A 16,496-nucleotide genomic window follows, 5' to 3' on the forward strand; every position below is an offset into this window, starting at 1 on the left:
CGTGTGACAGGCTTGACGGGTGCCAGACGCAACGCCTCCCGGGCCTCCTCCCGGCCCTCGCGACCCCGGCGACGCCTGGGCGGTCGGCCCCGACGGCACCAAGGCCTGGGGGCGCTTCGGTGCCGCCGGCCTCCTCGTCGACGACGGCTCCGGACGGGTGCTCCTGCAGCACCGCGTCGAGTGGAGCCACCACGGCGGCACCTGGGGGATCCCCGGCGGCGCCCGGCACCTCGGCGAGGACGCCGTCACGGGTGCGCTCCGCGAGTCCGCCGAAGAGGCGGGCGTGCCCGAGGACGGCGTCGACCTCCGGCACACGTCCGTGCTGGACCTGGGGTTCTGGACGTACACGACGGTGGTGGGGCGTGCCTCCAGGCCGTTCGAGCCGGTGATCGCGGACCGCGAGAGCCTGGAACTCGCGTGGGTGCCCGTCGACGACGTCGAGGCGCTGCCGCTGCACCCGGGGTTCGGCGCGTCCTGGCCGGCACTGCGGGCCCGGATCGCGACGACGCCGCACGTCGTGGTGGACGCCGCGAACGTGGTCGGCAGCGTGCCGGACGGGTGGTGGAAGGACCGGGCGGGGGCCGCGTCACGGCTGCTCGCGTCGGTCGGGGCGCTCGCCGCGAGCGGGGTGCCGGCGGCGCTGCTGGACCTGCCGTTCGACCGGTGGTGGCCGCGGTGGACGGTGGTGCTCGAGGGCGAGGCGCGCGGCGCGGGCGGGCCGGGCGAATGCGCGTCGGGCGGGGGCAGGTCGGGCGGGGCCGCGTCGGCCGAGCCGCCGCTTGGTGAGCAGAAGACGTCGGGTCCGGACACCCGACCCGACGATTCCTGCTCACTCGATGTCGTCCGCGCGCCCGCAGCGGGCGACGACGCGATCGTCGAGGCCGCACGCGCCGCGGTGGAGGCCGGGCACGGACCGGTCGTCGTGGTGACGGCCGACCGCGAGCTCCGTGCCCGCGTCGAGGCGATCGGCGCCGTGGTGCACGGACCGAGCTGGCTGCGCGACCAGTTCTCGGCGGCCGGACCAGTTCCGGGCGGCCGGACCGGTTCCAGGCGGCCGCACCAGTCCTAGGCGGCCGGACCAGTCCTAGGCGGCCGGACCAGTCCTAGGCGGCCGGACCGCCGACCGGGATGTGCTTCCGGGACGACACCGCGATCGCCACCCACGACAGCACCCCGAGCCCCACGACGACCCACAGGATGACCGGCAGCGCGACGACGTTCGCCACCGCCGCGATCACGGCCGGCGCCAGGAACCCGGCGTACGCCGCCGCGTAGAACACCCCGGTCAGCCCGGCGAGGTCACGGGTGCCGGCGATCCGCTGCACCTCGAGCAGCGAGGACACGAGCGCGAGCCCGATGCCGAGGCCGATGACCACGTTCGCCACCAGGCCGATCGCCACGGACTGCAACTGCACGGCGACGACGACCACGGCGATGCCCGCGGTCATCAGCCCGACGGCCGTCAGCAGCCCGCGGGCGGACAGCGCCGAGGTGACGCGGCCGGCCAACGGCTGCACGGCGCTGGACACCCCGAGGGCGACGACGGTGGCGGCGGTCGCGAACACGAGTCCCCAGGTGCCGGTCGCGCCGGCGAGCTTCGTCGGCAGGTAGCCGTACCCGATCGCCGCCGACCCGAAGATCCAGGGCGCCGCGACGAGCACGACCCGCGTGAACCGGCGGTGCCCGGCGCTCGGGACGGCGAGTTGCTTCCACCACGGCCCGGGCACGCCGCCGGTCCGGTTCGTCTCGGGGGTATGCCAGACGACGACGGCGAACGGCAGGGCCACGCAGATGTGCACGAGGAACGGCAGCACCTCGGGGATCGGCCCCCACTGTGCGATGAGCCCGGCGACGAGGGCGCCCGAGGCCGAGCCGAGGGTGAAGGCGAGCGAGGCCCGGCGGGCGCCGGAGCCGGCGTCGGCAGCGGGGTCGAAGCGCCCCTGCGAGAGTTCCTTCACCCAGCTGTTCCCGACGGCCATCGCGATGCCGACGGTGATCCCGGAGCACAGCCGTCCGGCCAGCAGGAAGCCCGCACCGAGCGGCCCGAACGCCAGCAGGCCGCTGCCGACGACGGCGGAGAAGATGCCGACGAGCATGAGCGGTCGACGTCCGTGCCGGTCGGACAGTGAACCCGCGACCAGCAGTGCCGGCGCCAGGCCGAGCACGTAGACGCCGAGGAAGACGTTCACCAGGAGCGACGAGTAGTGCGCTCGCTCCTCGTACATGAGCAGCAGCGGCGAGAACTGGTTGCCGCCCCAGGAGCACACGAAGACGGCGCCCCAGACGGCCACCCACGGCAGCGCCCGGGCCCGGACGACCGGGACGGCGATCGAGTCGGTGCCCGCGCTCACAGGGCGCCCCGGTGCGATGCGACGTGCGCGCTGAGGACCTCGGCGTAGCGGGCGGCGTCCCCGGCCTCGAGCGCGGCGGCGAGGGCCCGGTGGTCCTCGAGCGATGCCTGCAGCTGCGACGGTTGCAGGCGCATCAGGTGGTGCCGCAGCCGTTGCTGGCGGTCACGCAGGGTGCGGGCGAACATGACGGCGATCGCGTTCCGCGACGCGCCGATGACGGCGCCGTGGAAGTCCGCGTCCGCCTCGACGAACCGGTCGACGTCACCGGTCGCCACCGCCTGCTCCTGCTCCGCGAGCACGGCCCGGAGGCTCGGGGCGACGTCCGACACGCGGCCGTCCGTCACGACGCGGGTCGCGGCGGTCGACTCGATCGCCTCCCGCATCTCGAGCACGTCGGCTGCCTCGTTCGGCGACATCGGTCGGACCACGGCACCCTTCCGGGACTCGAGGCTGAGCAGGTCCTCGGCGGCGAGTCGCAGGAACGCCTCGTGCACGGGCGTCCGGGACACGCCGATCTCCTGGCAGAGGGCGTTCTCGCTGACCGCGGTCCCGCCCGGCAGGTCGCCACGGATGATCGCGCGCTTCACGTGCTCGTAGGCCCGGTCGGACGCTGCCTGACCGGTGCTGTTCGCGGGGGTGTCCGGAATGCTCACGACGATGATCGTACGCCTTGCATGCAACGTCGCATGCCGATGGTTGACGTGATGTTCACACGTGGACCGGTACACCGGCGCCCGCATCCGGATACGCTGGGCCACCACGTCAACGGAGACGTGCCGACAGGAGGTTCCGATGGAGCGGATCACCAGGGCCGACGATCGCGTGCACCGCCCCGCAGGGCCGTGGACGCGGACAGTGCACCGGCTGCTCGCCCACCTGCACGAACGCGGCTTCGTCGCGGCGCCGGAACCGATCGAGCTCGACCACACGCTCGAGACCGTCTCGTTCGTGCCGGGCACCGCGGGCGAGTACCCGTGGACCGCCGACGTGGCCAGCGAGGCCGCCCTCGTCACGAGCGCCCGGCTGCTCCGGCACTACCACGACGCCGCCGCGACCTTCCCGCAGGACGCCTCCCGCGACGTCTGGTCCCAGGCGGAACGGGCGCCCGTCGAGACGATCGTGCACGGCGACTTCGCCCCGTACAACTGCGTCTACGACGGCATCGCGGCGGTCGGGCTCATCGACTTCGACACCGCCCACCCCGGGCCCCGCGTGTGGGACGTCGCGAGTGCGGTGTACCGGTTCGCGCCGTTCACGACAGGCGTCGTCGAGGGGTCGACCGCGCCGTCGCTCGACGAACGCCTCGACCGTGCGGCGGAGTTCTGCCGCGCCTACGGTCTCGACGAACGCTCGCGGGGTGTGCTCGCGGAGACGATGACGGCCTCGTTGGTCGCCCTCGTCACGACCATCGAGACCGAGGCGGCCGCCGGGAACCCGAAGTTCGTCAGCGACCTCGAGCACGGGCACGCCGACCTCTACCGGGCCGACGTCGCGTACCTGGAGCAGCACGCCGACGAGATCACCGCAGCCGTCGCCTGACGGTCACGGGTGACGGTGGCGCCGGGCATGCTGGTGCGATGAGGGTGACTCCGGCGCAGCTCCGAGCGATGCGGCTCGCCGCGCAGGGGATCGCGGTCCCCGGGCTCGGGCCGACCGCCGCGGTCGACCGGATGCTCGCGGTGCAGGGGCAGGACCTCGGTCAGGTCACGTGGGCGATCGGGGTCCGCTCACCCGGCAGCACCCGCGACGACGTCCGCGCGGCGTTCGACCGCGGGGAGCTCGTCCGGTCGTGGCCGATGCGGGGCACGCTGCACGCGATGCGCCCGGACGACCTCCGGCTCCTGCTGTCCCTCACCGCCGAGCGCACCGTCCGCAGCATCGCTCGGCGCGCCACCGAGCTCGGGATCGACGACGCCCTGCTCGGCCGCGCACGGGACGCCACCGTCGGCGCGCTGTCCGGCAACAGGTCCCTCGTCCGCGACGAGCTCTTCGACGCCCACCGTGCGGCCGGCATCGACCCGACCGCCGGCCGCGGCTACCACCTGCTGCTGCGCCTCGCCCAGGAAGGCCTCGTCGCCTGGGGTCCCACCGCCCGCGTCGGCCAGGGACTCGTCCTGTTCGACGAGTGGGCGCCCGCCGTCGAAGCCGTGCCCGACCGTGACGAAGCGCTCCGTCGGGTGCTCGTGGGGTACCTCCGCGGTCGGGGTCCCGCCACCGAGGCCGATGCGGCCAGCTGGACGAAGCTCCCGCTCGGCGACGTCCGGCGAGCACGAGCCGCGGCCGGCGACGTCGTCGAGGACCTCGGCGACGGCCTGCTCGCCCTCGCCGACCGCCCGATGACCGGCGGGGTGCCGACCGGACACCTCCTGCCCGGTTTCGACGAGTTCCTCCTCGGGTACGCCGACCGCTCGGCGCAGCTCCCCGCCGAACATGCCGACCGCGTGGTCCCGGGCGCCAACGGCGTGTTCCTGCCGATGGCGGTCGTCCGCGGCCGGGTCGTCGGCACCTGGACCCGGACGGAACGCTCCCGCGACGTCCGGGTGACGGTGACACCGTTCGTCCCGCTCGACGCCGCGGCGGTCCGGTCCCTCGCGTCCGCGGCGGACCGCCACGGCACGTTCCTCGGCACCCCGGTGTCGTTCTCCGTCGCCTGACCGCCCCCAGCGTCCACCCAGCACCCACGCGGCGGACTCAGACGCTCCCTCGGGTAATGTCGCAGGGCCATGACCGACAGCCCGGCCGACGCCACCCCGTACGAAGTCCTCGGCGTCCCCGCGACCGCCGACGACGACGCGCTCCGCCGCGCCTACCGCCGGGCCGCCCGCGAGTCCCACCCGGACCTCGGCGGCGACGCCCGCCGGTTCCGGCAGGTCCAGATCGCCTGGGAGCGCGTCGGCACACCGGCCGCACGCCGCGCCTACGACGCGGGGTCCCGCGGATCCAGCGCACCGACCGGGTCCGGTCCGTCCGGCTCCTCGGCCTGGAGGCACGACACCGGTCGCGACGCCTACGCACCTCCGGCGGCGCGTCGCGACTCACGGCCGCGGGCCCGGTCACACGGGCACCCCGGCGGACGGTCGCGGGAGGTCTTCCTGCAGGCCGAGCGCGAGTGGGTCGGTCTCGGGGACCCGATCGAGGACCCGTACGACCCCACCCTGATCCGCTCCGCACCCCGGCACATCCGACGGCTGCTGGCCGAGGCGCTCGCAGAGGAGGCGACCGCCTCGATCGTCGCCGAGATGGGCATCGGCGTGACGGTGTGGCACGACCTCGACGCGGGGTCCGAGGGCAAGCTCGACCATGCCGTCCTCACCCCGAGCGGCCTGTGGGCGCTGGAGTCGATCGACTGGGGAGCCCCGGTCCGCGTCGAGCACGGCGAGATCGCGGGGGAGACGCTCGCGCCCGGGGAACGCCCGGTCAAGGAACTCGTCCGCGCGGCCCGCGCCGTCCAGAAGCAGACCCGCGTGAAGTTCACCGGCCGGCTGCTCGTCGTGCCGGACTCCGCGGTGGACGAGGACGTGCAGATCGTCGGTTCGCCCCGCAAGCCGACCGCCCTCGTCGTGCGGCGCAGCGCACTCGGGCAGGTGCTGAACGGCGTCTGGTCGCCCGAGGGATCGGTCGACGTGTTCGAGCTCCGCGACCGCCTGCAGCAGACTGTCCGGTTCGTCTGACGCCCGCGCGTCAGTAGCCGCGGAGCTTCTCGAGGTCGCGGCGCTCCCGCTTGCTCGGCCGTCCGGCCCCGCGGTCACGCATCGGCACGAAGCCGGCCTCCTCCTTGGGGAGCCGAGGCGGCGTCTTGTCCTCGAAGTGCTTCGCGGCCTCGGGTGCACTCGTCCGCTTGAGGATGATCCCGGTCACGACGACGATCCGGTCGAACCCGTTCTGTCGGACCCGGACCTCGTCCCCGGGGCCGATCGGCTGTGCGGGCTTCGCACGCTCCCCGTTCACCCGGACGTGACCGGCCTTGCACGCGGCCGTCGCGGCGGAGCGGGTCTTCGTGATCCGCACCGCCCAGATCCAGCTGTCCACGCGTGCCTTGGCCATCCCCTCACTCTAGGCGCGCCCTACGCTGGGGGCGTGACGGACAGCGGGCAGGACGCCATCGCCCGGGCGCACGCCCTCGCGGTGCTGCGCGACGCGGTGGTCGGGGACCGGCTGGTCGTCCGGGCGCACCACGGTGGTGGAGCGCGGGACGCCCTCGGGGTCCTGGTGGCCCGGACCGTGGCGTCCGTGACGATCGACACCCGCCGGGGCCCGGTCGAGGTCCCGCTGGCCGACGTCGTCGCCGCGAAGCCGGTCCCGCCGCCACCCGCGCCGCGCGCCCGTCGCGCCCCCTGAGCCCGACGCGCCGACCCTCGCACCGTGCGACCCGGCGTCCGCAGTGTGCGAGGTCCCGGGCGCGGTGCGACCTCCGGCGGGTGCCACGGTGCGCGAAACCTCGCACACTGCCGATGTGCCTGCCAGCGGCCTCGCACCGTGCGACCCCGACCTTGGCGTCCGCACCGTGCGACCCGGCGTCCGCAGTGTGCGAGGTCCCGGGCGCGGTGCGACCTTCGGCTGGTGCCACGGTGCGCGGAACCTCGCACGCTGCCGATGTGCCTGCCAGCGGCCTCGCACCGTGCGACCCCGACCTCGACCTCGACCCCGACCCCAACCCCGACCCCGCCCGACCCAGGCACCGGTCCCGCCGCCCCCGGCGAGCCGCACCCGGCCCCGGGCGAACCCCGACGTAGCCTCGTGCCATGGCCGTCCCCGTCCCGCTCGGCACCGAGGACCGCACCGCCCGCCTCACCCTCCACCGCCCCGACGCGTGGCGCCGCGAGGACTCGGCCCAGGCGGACCTGCGCGTCACCGGCGACGACGTCGTGCTCACCGTCCGCTCCCGTCCGAGTGACCGGACCATCGCCGAGGAGCACACGAGCCTGCTCGAGCGCCTGCCCGGCTCCGTCGACGGTCTCCTGCTGATCGGCTGCGACCCGTGGACGACCACGGGCGCCCCGGCGCGACTCGTCGAGTACGTCCGCCCCGACGAGGACGGCGACGTCGCCGGCGCCCACCTGCTCTTCGTCACCGGTCGGCACCGCGTGGACCTCACCATCGAGCGGCCGCTCGCCCGGATGCTCGCCACGGACGACCTCGTGTTCGCGGTCCTCGACTCGGTGCGGGCGACCGAGCCGTCGCCGTCCCGGGTCCAGCGCGACCTCGAGGACCTGCCGGCCCCGGCACCCGCTCCGATCGTGGCGGGTCCGCACCTCGGGCCCGAGGCGGTCCGCACGCTGCGCAGCCTCGCCGGTCGCCGCTGGAACCCCACCCTGCTCCGCACGCCGGCGGGCCGCGAGCTCATCGATGCCGGCCTGGTCGGCCGGCTCGGCACGCTGCCCGACACGACCCAGACGCTGCTCGGCCCGTGGGAGGGCGACGACCAGCCCGTCACGCTGGAACAGCGGCTGCCCGACGGACGCACCACGCGCCTCCAGGCCTGGTCGGAGACCGTCGTCGACGGGACCGACGAGGACGGCGCGGTGATCACCGGGCTGCCGGTCGAGCGCGTGGTCGCGGTGGTGGCCGGGAGGCTCGGCATCGGTCCGGCATGGACCTTCCCGTTCCGGACGGGGTCGCTCCGGGCGGACCTGCTGGGCCGGCGGACCGGCGCGGGCGAGGCGCCCGACCTGCCGCCCGCGATCGCGGAGGCGGACCCGCGACTCGCGCGGTTCTGGGCGGCCCCGTGGACGGTGTCCTCGCTGCGGCGGCCGGGCAAGCCCAACCCGATCGTGATCGTGCACGCCGACGGCATCGGGTTCGCGCGCGTCGGACGCACGGAAGCCGGGGAGACCGCCTTCACGACGGACTCCCCGGCGAACGTGTACCGCTCGGTGGTGCGGGCCCTCCTGGGTTAGGCGGCCGGACCTGCGGTCAGGGTGACCGTCACGGTCTTCGCGGCGCCGGTGCTGTCGGTGAAGCCGACCGTCACCTTGTCGCCGACCGAGTGCGACTGGATCGCCGCGGTCAGGGCGTCCGAGCTCGCCACGGCCGTGCCGTCGATGCTCGTGATCGTGTCGCCCGCTGCGAGGCCGGCGGTCGCCGCACCCGAGCCCTCGACCGTCCCGGCGACCGCGACGCCGCCGGTGCTGGCCGTGCCGCTGACCTCGACGCCGAGGAACGCCGGCAGACCGATGGTGATCGTCGACGAGGACTCGCCCGCGAGGATCTTGTCGGCGATCGCCTTCGCCGTGGTGATCGGGATCGCGTACCCGGTGACGTCCGCGGAGCCGGAGGACGCCGCGGTCGCCATGCCGACGACCTCGCCCTCGCTGTCGAGGACGGGCCCGCCGGAGTCACCCGACACGATGTTCGCGGCGACCTCGATGAGCCCCTGCAGCGACTCCGTGCCGGTGCCGGACTCGCTCTGCACCTGGATGTCCTGGTCGGTGGCCGTCACGGTGCCCTCGGCGGCGACGAGGTTGCCCGTGCCCTCCGCGTTGCCGACGTCGGTCACGGTGTCGCCGGTGCTCGGCTCGCCGTCGTCGTCGAGCGTCACGGTCGAGAGGCCGGACGCGCCCTGCAGCTTCAGCACCGCGACGTCGTTCGTGGCGTCCGACCCGACGACGTCCGCCTTGTACTCCTTGCCGGTGGTCTCGTCGGTGACGGTGATACTCGTCGCACCCTGGATGACGTGGTTGTTCGTCAGGATCGTGCCGTCCGAGGTGAGGACCATGCCGGTGCCGGCCGCCTGCGAGGACTCGTCGTAGTTCAGGACGGTGTTGATCGTCACGACGCCCTTCTTCTGGGCGCTCGTGGCCGCGGTGGCCGCCGACTCGGTGCTCGATCCCGTGCTGCCGTCGCTGCTGCCGCTCCCGCTGCCGTCGCCGGGCACCGTGAACCCGTTCGTGCCGCTGCCGTCCGTGCCCGAGCCGGTGTCCGGCAGGGTCGTGGTGCCCTGCGACTGGCTCGAAGTGGTCGTCGTGTGCTGCGAGGAGAGCCCGAGCGCGGTGCCGCCCGCCGCACCGACGATCGCAAGGGCCGCGATGCCGGAGCCGATCATCAGCCCGAGGCGACGGGGCCGCTTCGCGCCGAGGCCCGCCGTGCCGTGGCCCGCGGTGGCGTAGCCGGCCGTGGCGTGGTTCGCCGTCGCGGCGCCGTGCGCCCAGCCCTGCTGGAAGCCGGGGAGCGCCGGGCTGCCGATCAGGAACGGGCCGCGGCCGTCGGGGGCGTACCCGTAGGGGCCGGAGCCGTCCGGGCCGTAGAGGTAGGGGCCGCTCCCGTCGAACGCGTACGCCGAGCGGAGGGTCGACGGGTCGGCGTGCGGCGCCTCCCACGTCGCCCCGGCCTGCGGCTGCGCAGCGTCGGTGCGGGCGGTGCCGTTCTCGTCGGCAGCGGGGTTCGGGGTCTCGTTCATCGGTGCTCTCCGGTCGTCCCTCGACGACCCGGTCGGGCGTCGATGGGTACGAGTACAAGCCCGCTTCCCATGACGAACCTATGAACGGACCCTGCGCCCGCTCCGGGCTTGCTCGGGGGTCGCCGTACGGGGTCGTCCGTTAGGGTTGCCTTACTTCCCATGCGTTCGTCGTCGCCCACCCCTCCTGCGCCCAGCTCCGTGCCCCGCCTCGTCGGCGCGACGGTGCTGGCGGTGGTCGTCCTCGCCGTCGCGGTCGCCCTCTCCGTGGCGTTCGGCTCCCGTCCGATCCCGCTCGGCACCGTGCTCGACACCGTCCTGCACCCCGGGCGGAACGACGAGATCGGGCTCATCGTGCTCGGGAACCGTGTGCCCCGCACCGTCGTCGGGCTGCTCGCCGGGTCCGCGCTCGGGGTCGCCGGTGCCGTCATGCAGGGCGTCACGCGCAACCCGCTCGCCGACCCCAGCGTGCTCGGCATCAACTCCGGGGCCGCCCTCGCCGTCGTCGCCGGGATCGCGCTCTTCGGGGTCAGCGGCACCGCCGCGTACCTGCCGTTCGCCTTCGTCGGTGCCGCGCTCGCCGCCCTGCTCGTCTACGGCATCGCCGCCGTCGCCCGCCGGGGTCTCTCGCCGGTCGGCCTCGCACTGTCCGGCGCCGTCGTCGCCGCCGCCCTGTCCTCGATCACGACCGCCGTGCTCGTCACCAGCCAGAGCCTGCTCGACCAGCTGCGGTTCTGGCAGGTGGGCGCCCTGGCGGGGAAGGACCTTGGCACGGCGGGCGTCATCACGGCGCCGGTGCTCGTCGGGCTCGCGATCGCGTTCGCCCTCGGTCGGTCGCTCAACACCCTCGCGCTCGGCGACGAGCTCGCGGCTTCGCTCGGACAACGGGTCGTGCTCGTCCGCGCGGTCGGGGGCGTCGTCACCGTGCTGCTCGCCGGGTCCGCCGTCGCCGCCGCCGGGCCGATCGCGTTCATCGGGCTCGCCGTGCCGCACGCCGTCCGACGCCTCAGCGGACCGGACCACCGGTGGACGATCCTGCTCTCGGCGATCGTCGCACCGGCACTCCTCCTCGTCGCGGACGTCATCGGACGGGTCGTGGCGTACCCGGGGGAGCTGCAGGTCGGCATCGTCACCGCGCTGATCGGTGCGCCGGTGTTCATCTGGCTCGTGCGGTCGAGGGCGGTGAAGGGCCTGTGAGGCGCGCGAGGACCAGCGCTCCCAGTGCAGCGACCCGCAGTGCGCCCCGCGCCGTGCCGCGCGAGCACATGTCCGCCGTCCGTCGTGAGCTCGTGGTGCTCGGGGCCGTGCTCGTCGTGCTGGTCGCGCTCGTGCTCGTCGGCCTCGGAGTCGGCGAGATCCCGCTCTCACCCCTGCAGGTCGCCGGCGCGCTCGTCGGGCACGGCGACACGGTCTCGGACTTCGTGATCGGACAGCTCCGCGGACCCCGGGTGTTCGGCGCGGTCCTCGTCGGTGCCGCGCTCGGCGTCGCCGGCGGCATCGTGCAGAGCGTCGTGCGGAACCCGATCGCGAGCCCGGACGTCATCGGCATCACCTCGGGGGCGAGTGCCTCGGGGATCACCGCGATCGTCCTGTTCGGCGCCAGCGGCGGCACGCTCTTCTCCGTCGTGCTCGTCGGCGCGCTCGTCGTGTCGCTCGTCATCGCCGGGCTGTCCTGGCGCCGGGGGATCACCGGCAACCGGGTGGTCCTCGTCGGGATCGGCGTCGCCGCGATCTGCCTGAGCATCACCGGGTGGATGCTCACCAGCGGCACCGTGACCCAGGCCGGCACCGCGCTCCTCTGGCTCTCCGGCAGCCTCAACGCCGTCGACCGGAACCTCGTCGGCGTGCTCGCGGTCGCCTTCGTCGTGCTGATGGGCCTCGCACTCCTGCAGTCCCCACGACTGACCGTCCTGACGCTCGGGGACGACGTGGCGTCGGCGCTCGGACTCCGGCCGAACCGGGCGAAGGTGCTGCTCCTGCTCACCGCGGTGTGCCTGACCGCGGCGGCCGTGGCGACGGCGGGGCCGGTGTCGTTCGTGGCGTTGATGGCGGCGCCGATCGCCCGTCGGCTCGTGGGTGGCGGGCGCGTCGCACTCGGGCCGACCGCTGCCGTCGGCGCGGCGGTCACGCTCGCGAGCGACCTCGTCGCCCAGTTCGCGATCCCGGGCAACGCGCTGCCGGTGGGTGTCGTGACGGGGGTCGTCGGCGCGCCGTACCTCCTCTGGCTCCTGGCCCGCGGCCGCTGACCCGCGCCGTCCCACCCGCCCGCGCCCGCGCGCCCGCACGCCCGCGCCCGCGCCGTCGCCGTCCTACCCGGTGCGGTGAGATCGCACTCCGGAGGCCTTCGTTCCCGGCCGTGCGCGCCGGAACGCGATCTCGGCGCCAGGTCACCGCCCGGCCCCGCCCGCCCGGCCCCGCCCTGCCCCGCCCGCCCGGCCCCGCCCGCCCGGGCCACGCCCCGGGCCGCGCCGGCGGGGCGGAGCCGAGCCGCGCCTCCAGGCCGGGGGCAGACCGCTCGGACCACCCGCACGACCGGAGGCGCGCGACCGGCTGTGACACGCGATCACGGTGCGCCCCGCAACATCGTGCGGTTTCCCGCACGGCACGCCCAGAACCCCCCGTCCGGGTGTCTGCACCGTTCGGTCTGTCCCCATACGTTCGTCATCGACCGAACGGACTCCCCGACAGCGCACCGACCCGATGAGACGCTGGTCCGGACGGAACGAAGGACTGTCATGCCCGAACAGCATGACGGCGCTCCCGCGCGCCGTCGCCAATGGGGTTCCGAGCGTCGTACCCGCCCGCTCGACACCCTCCACGAACGCCCCTCCGACCGGAAGCTCGTCTCCGGCCGCGTCGCGATCATCCTGACGATCGCGTTCTGGGTGGCGTACGTCGTCTACACCGTGATCCGCCAGTTCCTGGACTCCGGTGCCGAGAGCTTCCGCTTCACCACCGAGGCGATCTCCTACCTGGTGGTCGTCACCTTCCTGACCTTCTCGGCGCTGATGCACCTGGTGGCCCGCCAGGGCGCGATGGAGCGCTTCGCGACCCACGTTCGGGTCCCGCGGGCCGAACTCGACCGGCACTTCGCCGCGGGGCACGAGTCGCCGATGACCGTCCTCGTGCCGAGCTACGCCGAGGAGCCCGACGTCGTCGCCACCACGCTCTGGTCGGCCGCGTTGCAGGAGTACCCCTCCCTGCGCGTCGTGCTGCTCGTCGACGACGCACCGTTCCCGACCGACCCGGAGACCCTCGCCAAGCTCGAGCGGACCCGTGCGGTCGCCACCCAGATCCAGAACCAGCTGGCCGCGCCGTCGCAGCGCTTACAGGAGGCCCTGCTCTCCGCGGAGGTCGAGGCCGCCGCCGCGCCGTTCGCCAGCGTCGACGGCCTGCGCAACCTCGTCGAGCACCACCGCTGGGCCGACGCCTGGCTCCGCCGTCACGCCCGTGAGCACGAGGTCCTCGACCACGTCGACCACTTCTTCCACGACCAGGTGCTCATCGGGCTCGCCGACGAGTTCCGGCTGACGTCCGAGGCGCTCGAGGCCGCCATCGTGGACGCCGTCGACGCGGGGGAGTCCTTCAGCGAGATCACGTCCGCCCGAGCCCTCGAGCTGCAGCGCCGCCTCGCGTGGACGTTCACCGCGGAGATCACGACCTTCGAGCGGAAGCGCTACGCGAACCTCTCCGACGAGGCGAACAAGGCGATGAACCTGAACGCGTACATCGGGCTGCTCGGCGGCGCGTACGCGTTCGAGGAGACCGCCTCCGGGACGATCCTCCGCACCGTGTCCGACCCGGCGGTCGCCGACCTGGTCGTCCCCGCGTCCGACTACGTGCTCACGCTCGACGCCGACTCGGTGCTCCTCCGCGACTACTGCCTGCGCCTGGTGTACTTCCTCGAGCAGCCGGAGAACGCCCGCGTCGCCGTGACGCAGACGCCGTACTCGTCGTTCCGCGGTGCGGCCACCCGCATCGAGCGGCTCGCCGGTGCGACCACGGACATCCAGCACATCCTCCACCAGGGCATGTCGCGGCACAACGCGACCTTCTGGGTCGGCGCGAACGCGGTCATCCGCACCCGGGCGCTCCGCGACATCGAGGAGGTCGAGACCGTCGGCGGCTTCGAGGTGAAGCGCTACGTGCAGGACCGCACCGTCATCGAGGACACCGAGTCGAGCGTCGACCTCGGCATGCACGGCTGGACCCTCGTGAACTACCCGGAGCGCCTGTCCTACAGCGCGACCCCGCCGGACTTCGGTTCGCTGATCGTGCAGCGTCGCCGCTGGGCGAACGGCGGCCTGCTCATCCTGCCGAAGTACATCCGCCAGGTCCGCGAGCGTCGGGCTCGCGGCGAGCGGGTCGGCATCGTCGAGATGGCGCTGCGCGTCAACTACATGGCGTCGATCGCATGGGCGTCGTTCGGCCTGATCTTCCTGCTGGCGTACCCGTACGACTCGCGGCTGCTCAGCCCGATGGTGCTGCTCGCCGCCCTGCCGTACTTCTGGCTGCTGTCGAGCGACCTGAAGTACTGCGGGTACAAGCGCACCGACGTGTTCCGCATCTACGGCTTCAACCTCATCCTGATGCCCGTGAACGTCGCCGGCGTCCTGAAGAGCGTCCAGCAGGCCCTGACGGCGAAGAAGATCCCGTTCGCCCGCACGCCGAAGGTCCGGGACCGCACGGCGTCGCCGGCGCTGTACGTCCTCGCGCCGTACGCGATGGTGGTCTTCTCGGTGTTCACGTTCGTGCGTGACTACGGCGCGGAGAACTGGGGCAACGCCGTGTTCGCCGCCTTCAACGCCCTGCTCGCGATGTACGCGATCGTCGCCTACATCGGCATCTGGAACTCGGTCGTCGACGTGTGGCTCTGGGCCACGAAGTGGATGTACTACGACCCGTCCGCACGCGCGGCGCGGCGCGCCACTGCCAGGGCCGCGCGGGCCGACCGGAAGCGCGCACGTCGCGGCCTCCTGCCCGAGCCGGAGCCCGTCACCGAGGACTGGCGCGCCGTCCTGTACTTCGGCCACCGCGGCAGGACGATGCCCGTCCACCACGGCGCCGACGTCGTCGGGGCCGGTACCGTGACCACCGCCGGGCGCGCCGACCAGCACACCACCACCACCGACGAGCGGAGCGCCGCCTGATGTCCGCCACCAGACGACTGTCGCCCGTCCGCGTCTCACTCGCGGTCGTGCTCACCGCCGCCGTCGCGGTCGCCGGGTACGCCGGCTTCAACCGCTGGCAGTCCGCCCAGGCCGCCGAGACCCAGAAGTCCTGGTTCGCCGCCTACACGGACGTGACCGCCACGCCGACGTTCGCCTTCGAGGACGTCAAGTCCGCGAAGGGCCGTGACGTCATGCTCTCCTTCGTCGTCGCGGACCACGACGACGCCTGCACCCCGACGTGGGGTTCGGCGTACTCGCTGCAGGGCGCCTCCGACACGCTCGACCTGGACCGCCGCATCGCCCGCCTGCAGCAGCAGAAGGGGGAGGTCGGCGTCTCGTTCGGCGGTCTGGCGAACGACGAGCTCGCCACGACCTGCACGAACGCGTCCGACCTGGTCGGGGCGTACGAGTCGGTCGTCAAGCGGTACGACGTCTCGACGGTCGACTACGACGTCGAGGGTGACGACCTGACCAACCACGCGGCCGGCAAGCGCCGCGCCGCCGCGGTGGCCGAACTGCAGGAGGAGCGCCGGGCCGCCGGACACCCCCTCGCCGTCTGGCTGACCCTGCCCGCCGCGCCGTCCGGGCTCACGAGCGACGGCACCACCGCCGTGGCGCAGTTCCTGAAGGCCGGGGTCGACCTGGCCGGCGTGAACGCGATGACGATGGACTACGGGCAGGGCAAGGGCGCGAGCCAGAGCATGTACTCCGCCTCGGTCCAGACCCTGCAGGAGGTGCAGCGCCAACTCGGTGTCCTGTACGAGCGCGCCGGGACCCCGCTGTCCGACGCGACGCTGTGGCACAAGGTCGGTGCGACCCCGATGATCGGGCAGAACGACATCCAGGACGAGGTCTTCACGCTCGCCGACGCGGAGAAGCTCAACGCATGGGCACGGGACCGCGGCCTCGGCCGGATGTCGATGTGGTCGCTGAACCGCGACACCACGTGCGGGTCGAACTACGTGAACCTGTCGACCGTCTCGAACTCCTGCTCGGGCGTCGACCAGGACGGCGTGCTCTACGCCGACGTGCTCGGCAAGGGCTTCACGGGCGGCATCGTCGCGGCGGCCTCGGACGTGACGAAGGCGGAGCCCTCCGCCACCGTGCAGCCGACCGACGACCCGAAGACGAGCCCGTACCCGGTGTGGAGCGCGGACGCCTCGTACCTCGAGGGCACGAAGATCGTCTGGCACCGCAACGTCTACGAGGCGAAGTGGTGGACGTCCGGGGACCTGCCCGACGACCCGGTGCTGAGCGCCTACGAGACGCCGTGGCAGCTCGTCGGTCCGGTCCTGAAGGGCGAGAAGCCGGTGCAGCAGGTCACCCTGCCGGCCGGGACCTACGACGCCTGGTCCGGCACGAAGCAGTACGACACCGGCGCGCGGGTGCTGTTCGACGGCGTGCCGTACCAGGCGAAGTGGTGGAACACGGGCGACAGCCCGGAGGCCTCCACCAGCGATCCGGACGGGTCGCCCTGGGTGAAGCTCAAGGACTCCGAGATCAAGCAGATCCTGGAGGACGTCACCAAGTGACGGACGGGAGGCGCGGTGCCGGCTGGCACCGCGCCTCCCGTCCGTCGGA

At 73.6% G+C, this 16,496-nt stretch carries 14 protein-coding genes; 10 read left to right on the plus strand and 4 right to left on the minus strand.

Annotated elements, in window-relative coordinates; translation table 11 throughout:
- The first annotated feature begins 19 nt into the window (after positions 1-19).
- Entirely contained in the window at positions 20-1,069 is a 1,050-nt protein-coding gene (locus ACRQ4B_RS09460; RefSeq protein WP_439691187.1) for an NUDIX domain-containing protein, read from the plus strand.
- Positions 1,070-1,103: 34 nt separating this feature from the next.
- On the opposite strand, the gene ACRQ4B_RS09465 is transcribed toward ACRQ4B_RS09460, so the two are convergent.
- Both ACRQ4B_RS09465 and ACRQ4B_RS09470 read right to left on the minus strand, forming a co-directional pair.
- On the minus strand, positions 1,104-2,351 hold the full coding sequence (locus ACRQ4B_RS09465; protein WP_439691188.1) for an MFS transporter: 1,248 nt from the start codon (positions 2,349-2,351) through the stop codon (positions 1,104-1,106).
- A complete protein-coding gene (locus ACRQ4B_RS09470) occupies positions 2,348-3,004 on the minus strand; it encodes a GntR family transcriptional regulator (protein WP_439691189.1) in 657 nt (218 codons plus the stop codon). The genes ACRQ4B_RS09465 and ACRQ4B_RS09470 overlap by 4 nt, the downstream gene beginning before the upstream one ends.
- 139 nt (positions 3,005-3,143) lie before the next feature.
- On the opposite strand from ACRQ4B_RS09470, the gene ACRQ4B_RS09475 reads away from it, so the two are divergent.
- The 3 genes from ACRQ4B_RS09475 to ACRQ4B_RS09485 all read left to right on the plus strand — a co-directional run bounded on the left by ACRQ4B_RS09475 (position 3,144) and on the right by ACRQ4B_RS09485 (position 6,022).
- On the plus strand, positions 3,144-3,890 hold the full coding sequence (locus tag ACRQ4B_RS09475; protein ID WP_439691190.1) for a phosphotransferase enzyme family protein: 747 nt from the start codon (positions 3,144-3,146) through the stop codon (positions 3,888-3,890).
- A 38-nt stretch (positions 3,891-3,928) separates the two neighbouring features.
- Positions 3,929-5,005 (plus strand): winged helix DNA-binding domain-containing protein, encoded by a 1,077-nt coding sequence (locus tag ACRQ4B_RS09480; protein WP_439691191.1) that lies wholly within the window; start codon positions 3,929-3,931, stop codon positions 5,003-5,005.
- A gap of 69 nt (positions 5,006-5,074) precedes the next feature.
- Entirely contained in the window at positions 5,075-6,022 is a 948-nt protein-coding gene (locus ACRQ4B_RS09485) for a J domain-containing protein (protein WP_439691192.1), read from the plus strand.
- Positions 6,023-6,032: 10 nt separating this feature from the next.
- Here the strand turns inward: ACRQ4B_RS09485 and ACRQ4B_RS09490 are convergent, their stop codons facing one another.
- Positions 6,033-6,395, minus strand: a complete 363-nt coding sequence (locus tag ACRQ4B_RS09490) for an RNA-binding S4 domain-containing protein (protein WP_070418630.1) — start codon at positions 6,393-6,395, stop codon at positions 6,033-6,035.
- Positions 6,396-6,428: 33 nt separating this feature from the next.
- Between ACRQ4B_RS09490 and ACRQ4B_RS09495 the strand changes: the two genes are divergently transcribed.
- Both ACRQ4B_RS09495 and ACRQ4B_RS09500 read left to right on the plus strand, forming a co-directional pair.
- Entirely contained in the window at positions 6,429-6,689 is a 261-nt protein-coding gene (locus tag ACRQ4B_RS09495; protein WP_439691193.1) for a hypothetical protein, read from the plus strand.
- A gap of 404 nt (positions 6,690-7,093) precedes the next feature.
- Entirely contained in the window at positions 7,094-8,248 is a 1,155-nt protein-coding gene (locus ACRQ4B_RS09500; protein WP_439691194.1) for a hypothetical protein, read from the plus strand.
- Here the strand turns inward: ACRQ4B_RS09500 and ACRQ4B_RS09505 are convergent.
- Complete coding sequence (locus ACRQ4B_RS09505; protein WP_439691195.1) at positions 8,245-9,747, minus strand: S1C family serine protease; 1,503 nt, start codon at positions 9,745-9,747, stop codon at positions 8,245-8,247. The genes ACRQ4B_RS09500 and ACRQ4B_RS09505 overlap by 4 nt on opposite strands.
- A gap of 159 nt (positions 9,748-9,906) precedes the next feature.
- On the opposite strand from ACRQ4B_RS09505, the gene ACRQ4B_RS09510 reads away from it, so the two are divergent.
- The 4 genes from ACRQ4B_RS09510 to ACRQ4B_RS09525 all read left to right on the plus strand — a co-directional run bounded on the left by ACRQ4B_RS09510 (position 9,907) and on the right by ACRQ4B_RS09525 (position 16,447).
- Complete coding sequence (locus ACRQ4B_RS09510) at positions 9,907-10,941, plus strand: FecCD family ABC transporter permease (RefSeq protein ID WP_439691196.1); 1,035 nt, start codon at positions 9,907-9,909, stop codon at positions 10,939-10,941.
- 68 nt (positions 10,942-11,009) lie between these two features.
- Positions 11,010-11,990 carry a FecCD family ABC transporter permease gene (locus tag ACRQ4B_RS09515; RefSeq protein WP_439691197.1) on the plus strand — a complete coding sequence of 327 codons (981 nt, stop codon included), beginning with the start codon at positions 11,010-11,012 and terminating at the stop codon, positions 11,988-11,990.
- A gap of 489 nt (positions 11,991-12,479) precedes the next feature.
- Complete coding sequence (locus tag ACRQ4B_RS09520) at positions 12,480-14,894, plus strand: glycosyltransferase family 2 protein (RefSeq protein ID WP_439691198.1); 2,415 nt, start codon at positions 12,480-12,482, stop codon at positions 14,892-14,894.
- On the plus strand, positions 14,894-16,447 hold the full coding sequence (locus ACRQ4B_RS09525; protein WP_439691199.1) for a chitinase: 1,554 nt from the start codon (positions 14,894-14,896) through the stop codon (positions 16,445-16,447). Before ACRQ4B_RS09520 ends, ACRQ4B_RS09525 begins: the two co-directional genes overlap by 1 nt.
- Positions 16,448-16,496 lie beyond the last annotated feature (49 nt).

The sequence above is a fragment of the Curtobacterium sp. SP.BCo genome (genome assembly GCF_051903265.1).
In the GTDB taxonomy this organism is placed as follows: domain Bacteria; phylum Actinomycetota; class Actinomycetes; order Actinomycetales; family Microbacteriaceae; genus Curtobacterium.

What these genes read in the sequence shown, in the direction of transcription:
- ACRQ4B_RS09475 (WP_439691190.1), top strand. Translation starts at nt 3,144, where the DNA reads ATGGAGCGGATCACCAGGGCCGACGATCGCGTGCACCGCCCCGCAGGG.
- ACRQ4B_RS09480 (WP_439691191.1), top strand. Translation starts at nt 3,929, where the DNA reads ATGAGGGTGACTCCGGCGCAGCTCCGAGCGATGCGGCTCGCCGCGCAG.
- ACRQ4B_RS09485 (WP_439691192.1), top strand. Translation starts at nt 5,075, where the DNA reads ATGACCGACAGCCCGGCCGACGCCACCCCGTACGAAGTCCTCGGCGTC.
- ACRQ4B_RS09490 (WP_070418630.1), bottom strand. Translation starts at nt 6,395, where the DNA reads ATGGCCAAGGCACGCGTGGACAGCTGGATCTGGGCGGTGCGGATCACG.
- ACRQ4B_RS09500 (WP_439691194.1), top strand. Translation starts at nt 7,094, where the DNA reads ATGGCCGTCCCCGTCCCGCTCGGCACCGAGGACCGCACCGCCCGCCTC.
- ACRQ4B_RS09505 (WP_439691195.1), bottom strand. Translation starts at nt 9,747, where the DNA reads ATGAACGAGACCCCGAACCCCGCTGCCGACGAGAACGGCACCGCCCGC.
- ACRQ4B_RS09510 (WP_439691196.1), top strand. Translation starts at nt 9,907, where the DNA reads ATGCGTTCGTCGTCGCCCACCCCTCCTGCGCCCAGCTCCGTGCCCCGC.
- ACRQ4B_RS09515 (WP_439691197.1), top strand. Translation starts at nt 11,010, where the DNA reads ATGTCCGCCGTCCGTCGTGAGCTCGTGGTGCTCGGGGCCGTGCTCGTC.
- ACRQ4B_RS09520 (WP_439691198.1), top strand. Translation starts at nt 12,480, where the DNA reads ATGCCCGAACAGCATGACGGCGCTCCCGCGCGCCGTCGCCAATGGGGT.
- ACRQ4B_RS09525 (WP_439691199.1), top strand. Translation starts at nt 14,894, where the DNA reads ATGTCCGCCACCAGACGACTGTCGCCCGTCCGCGTCTCACTCGCGGTC.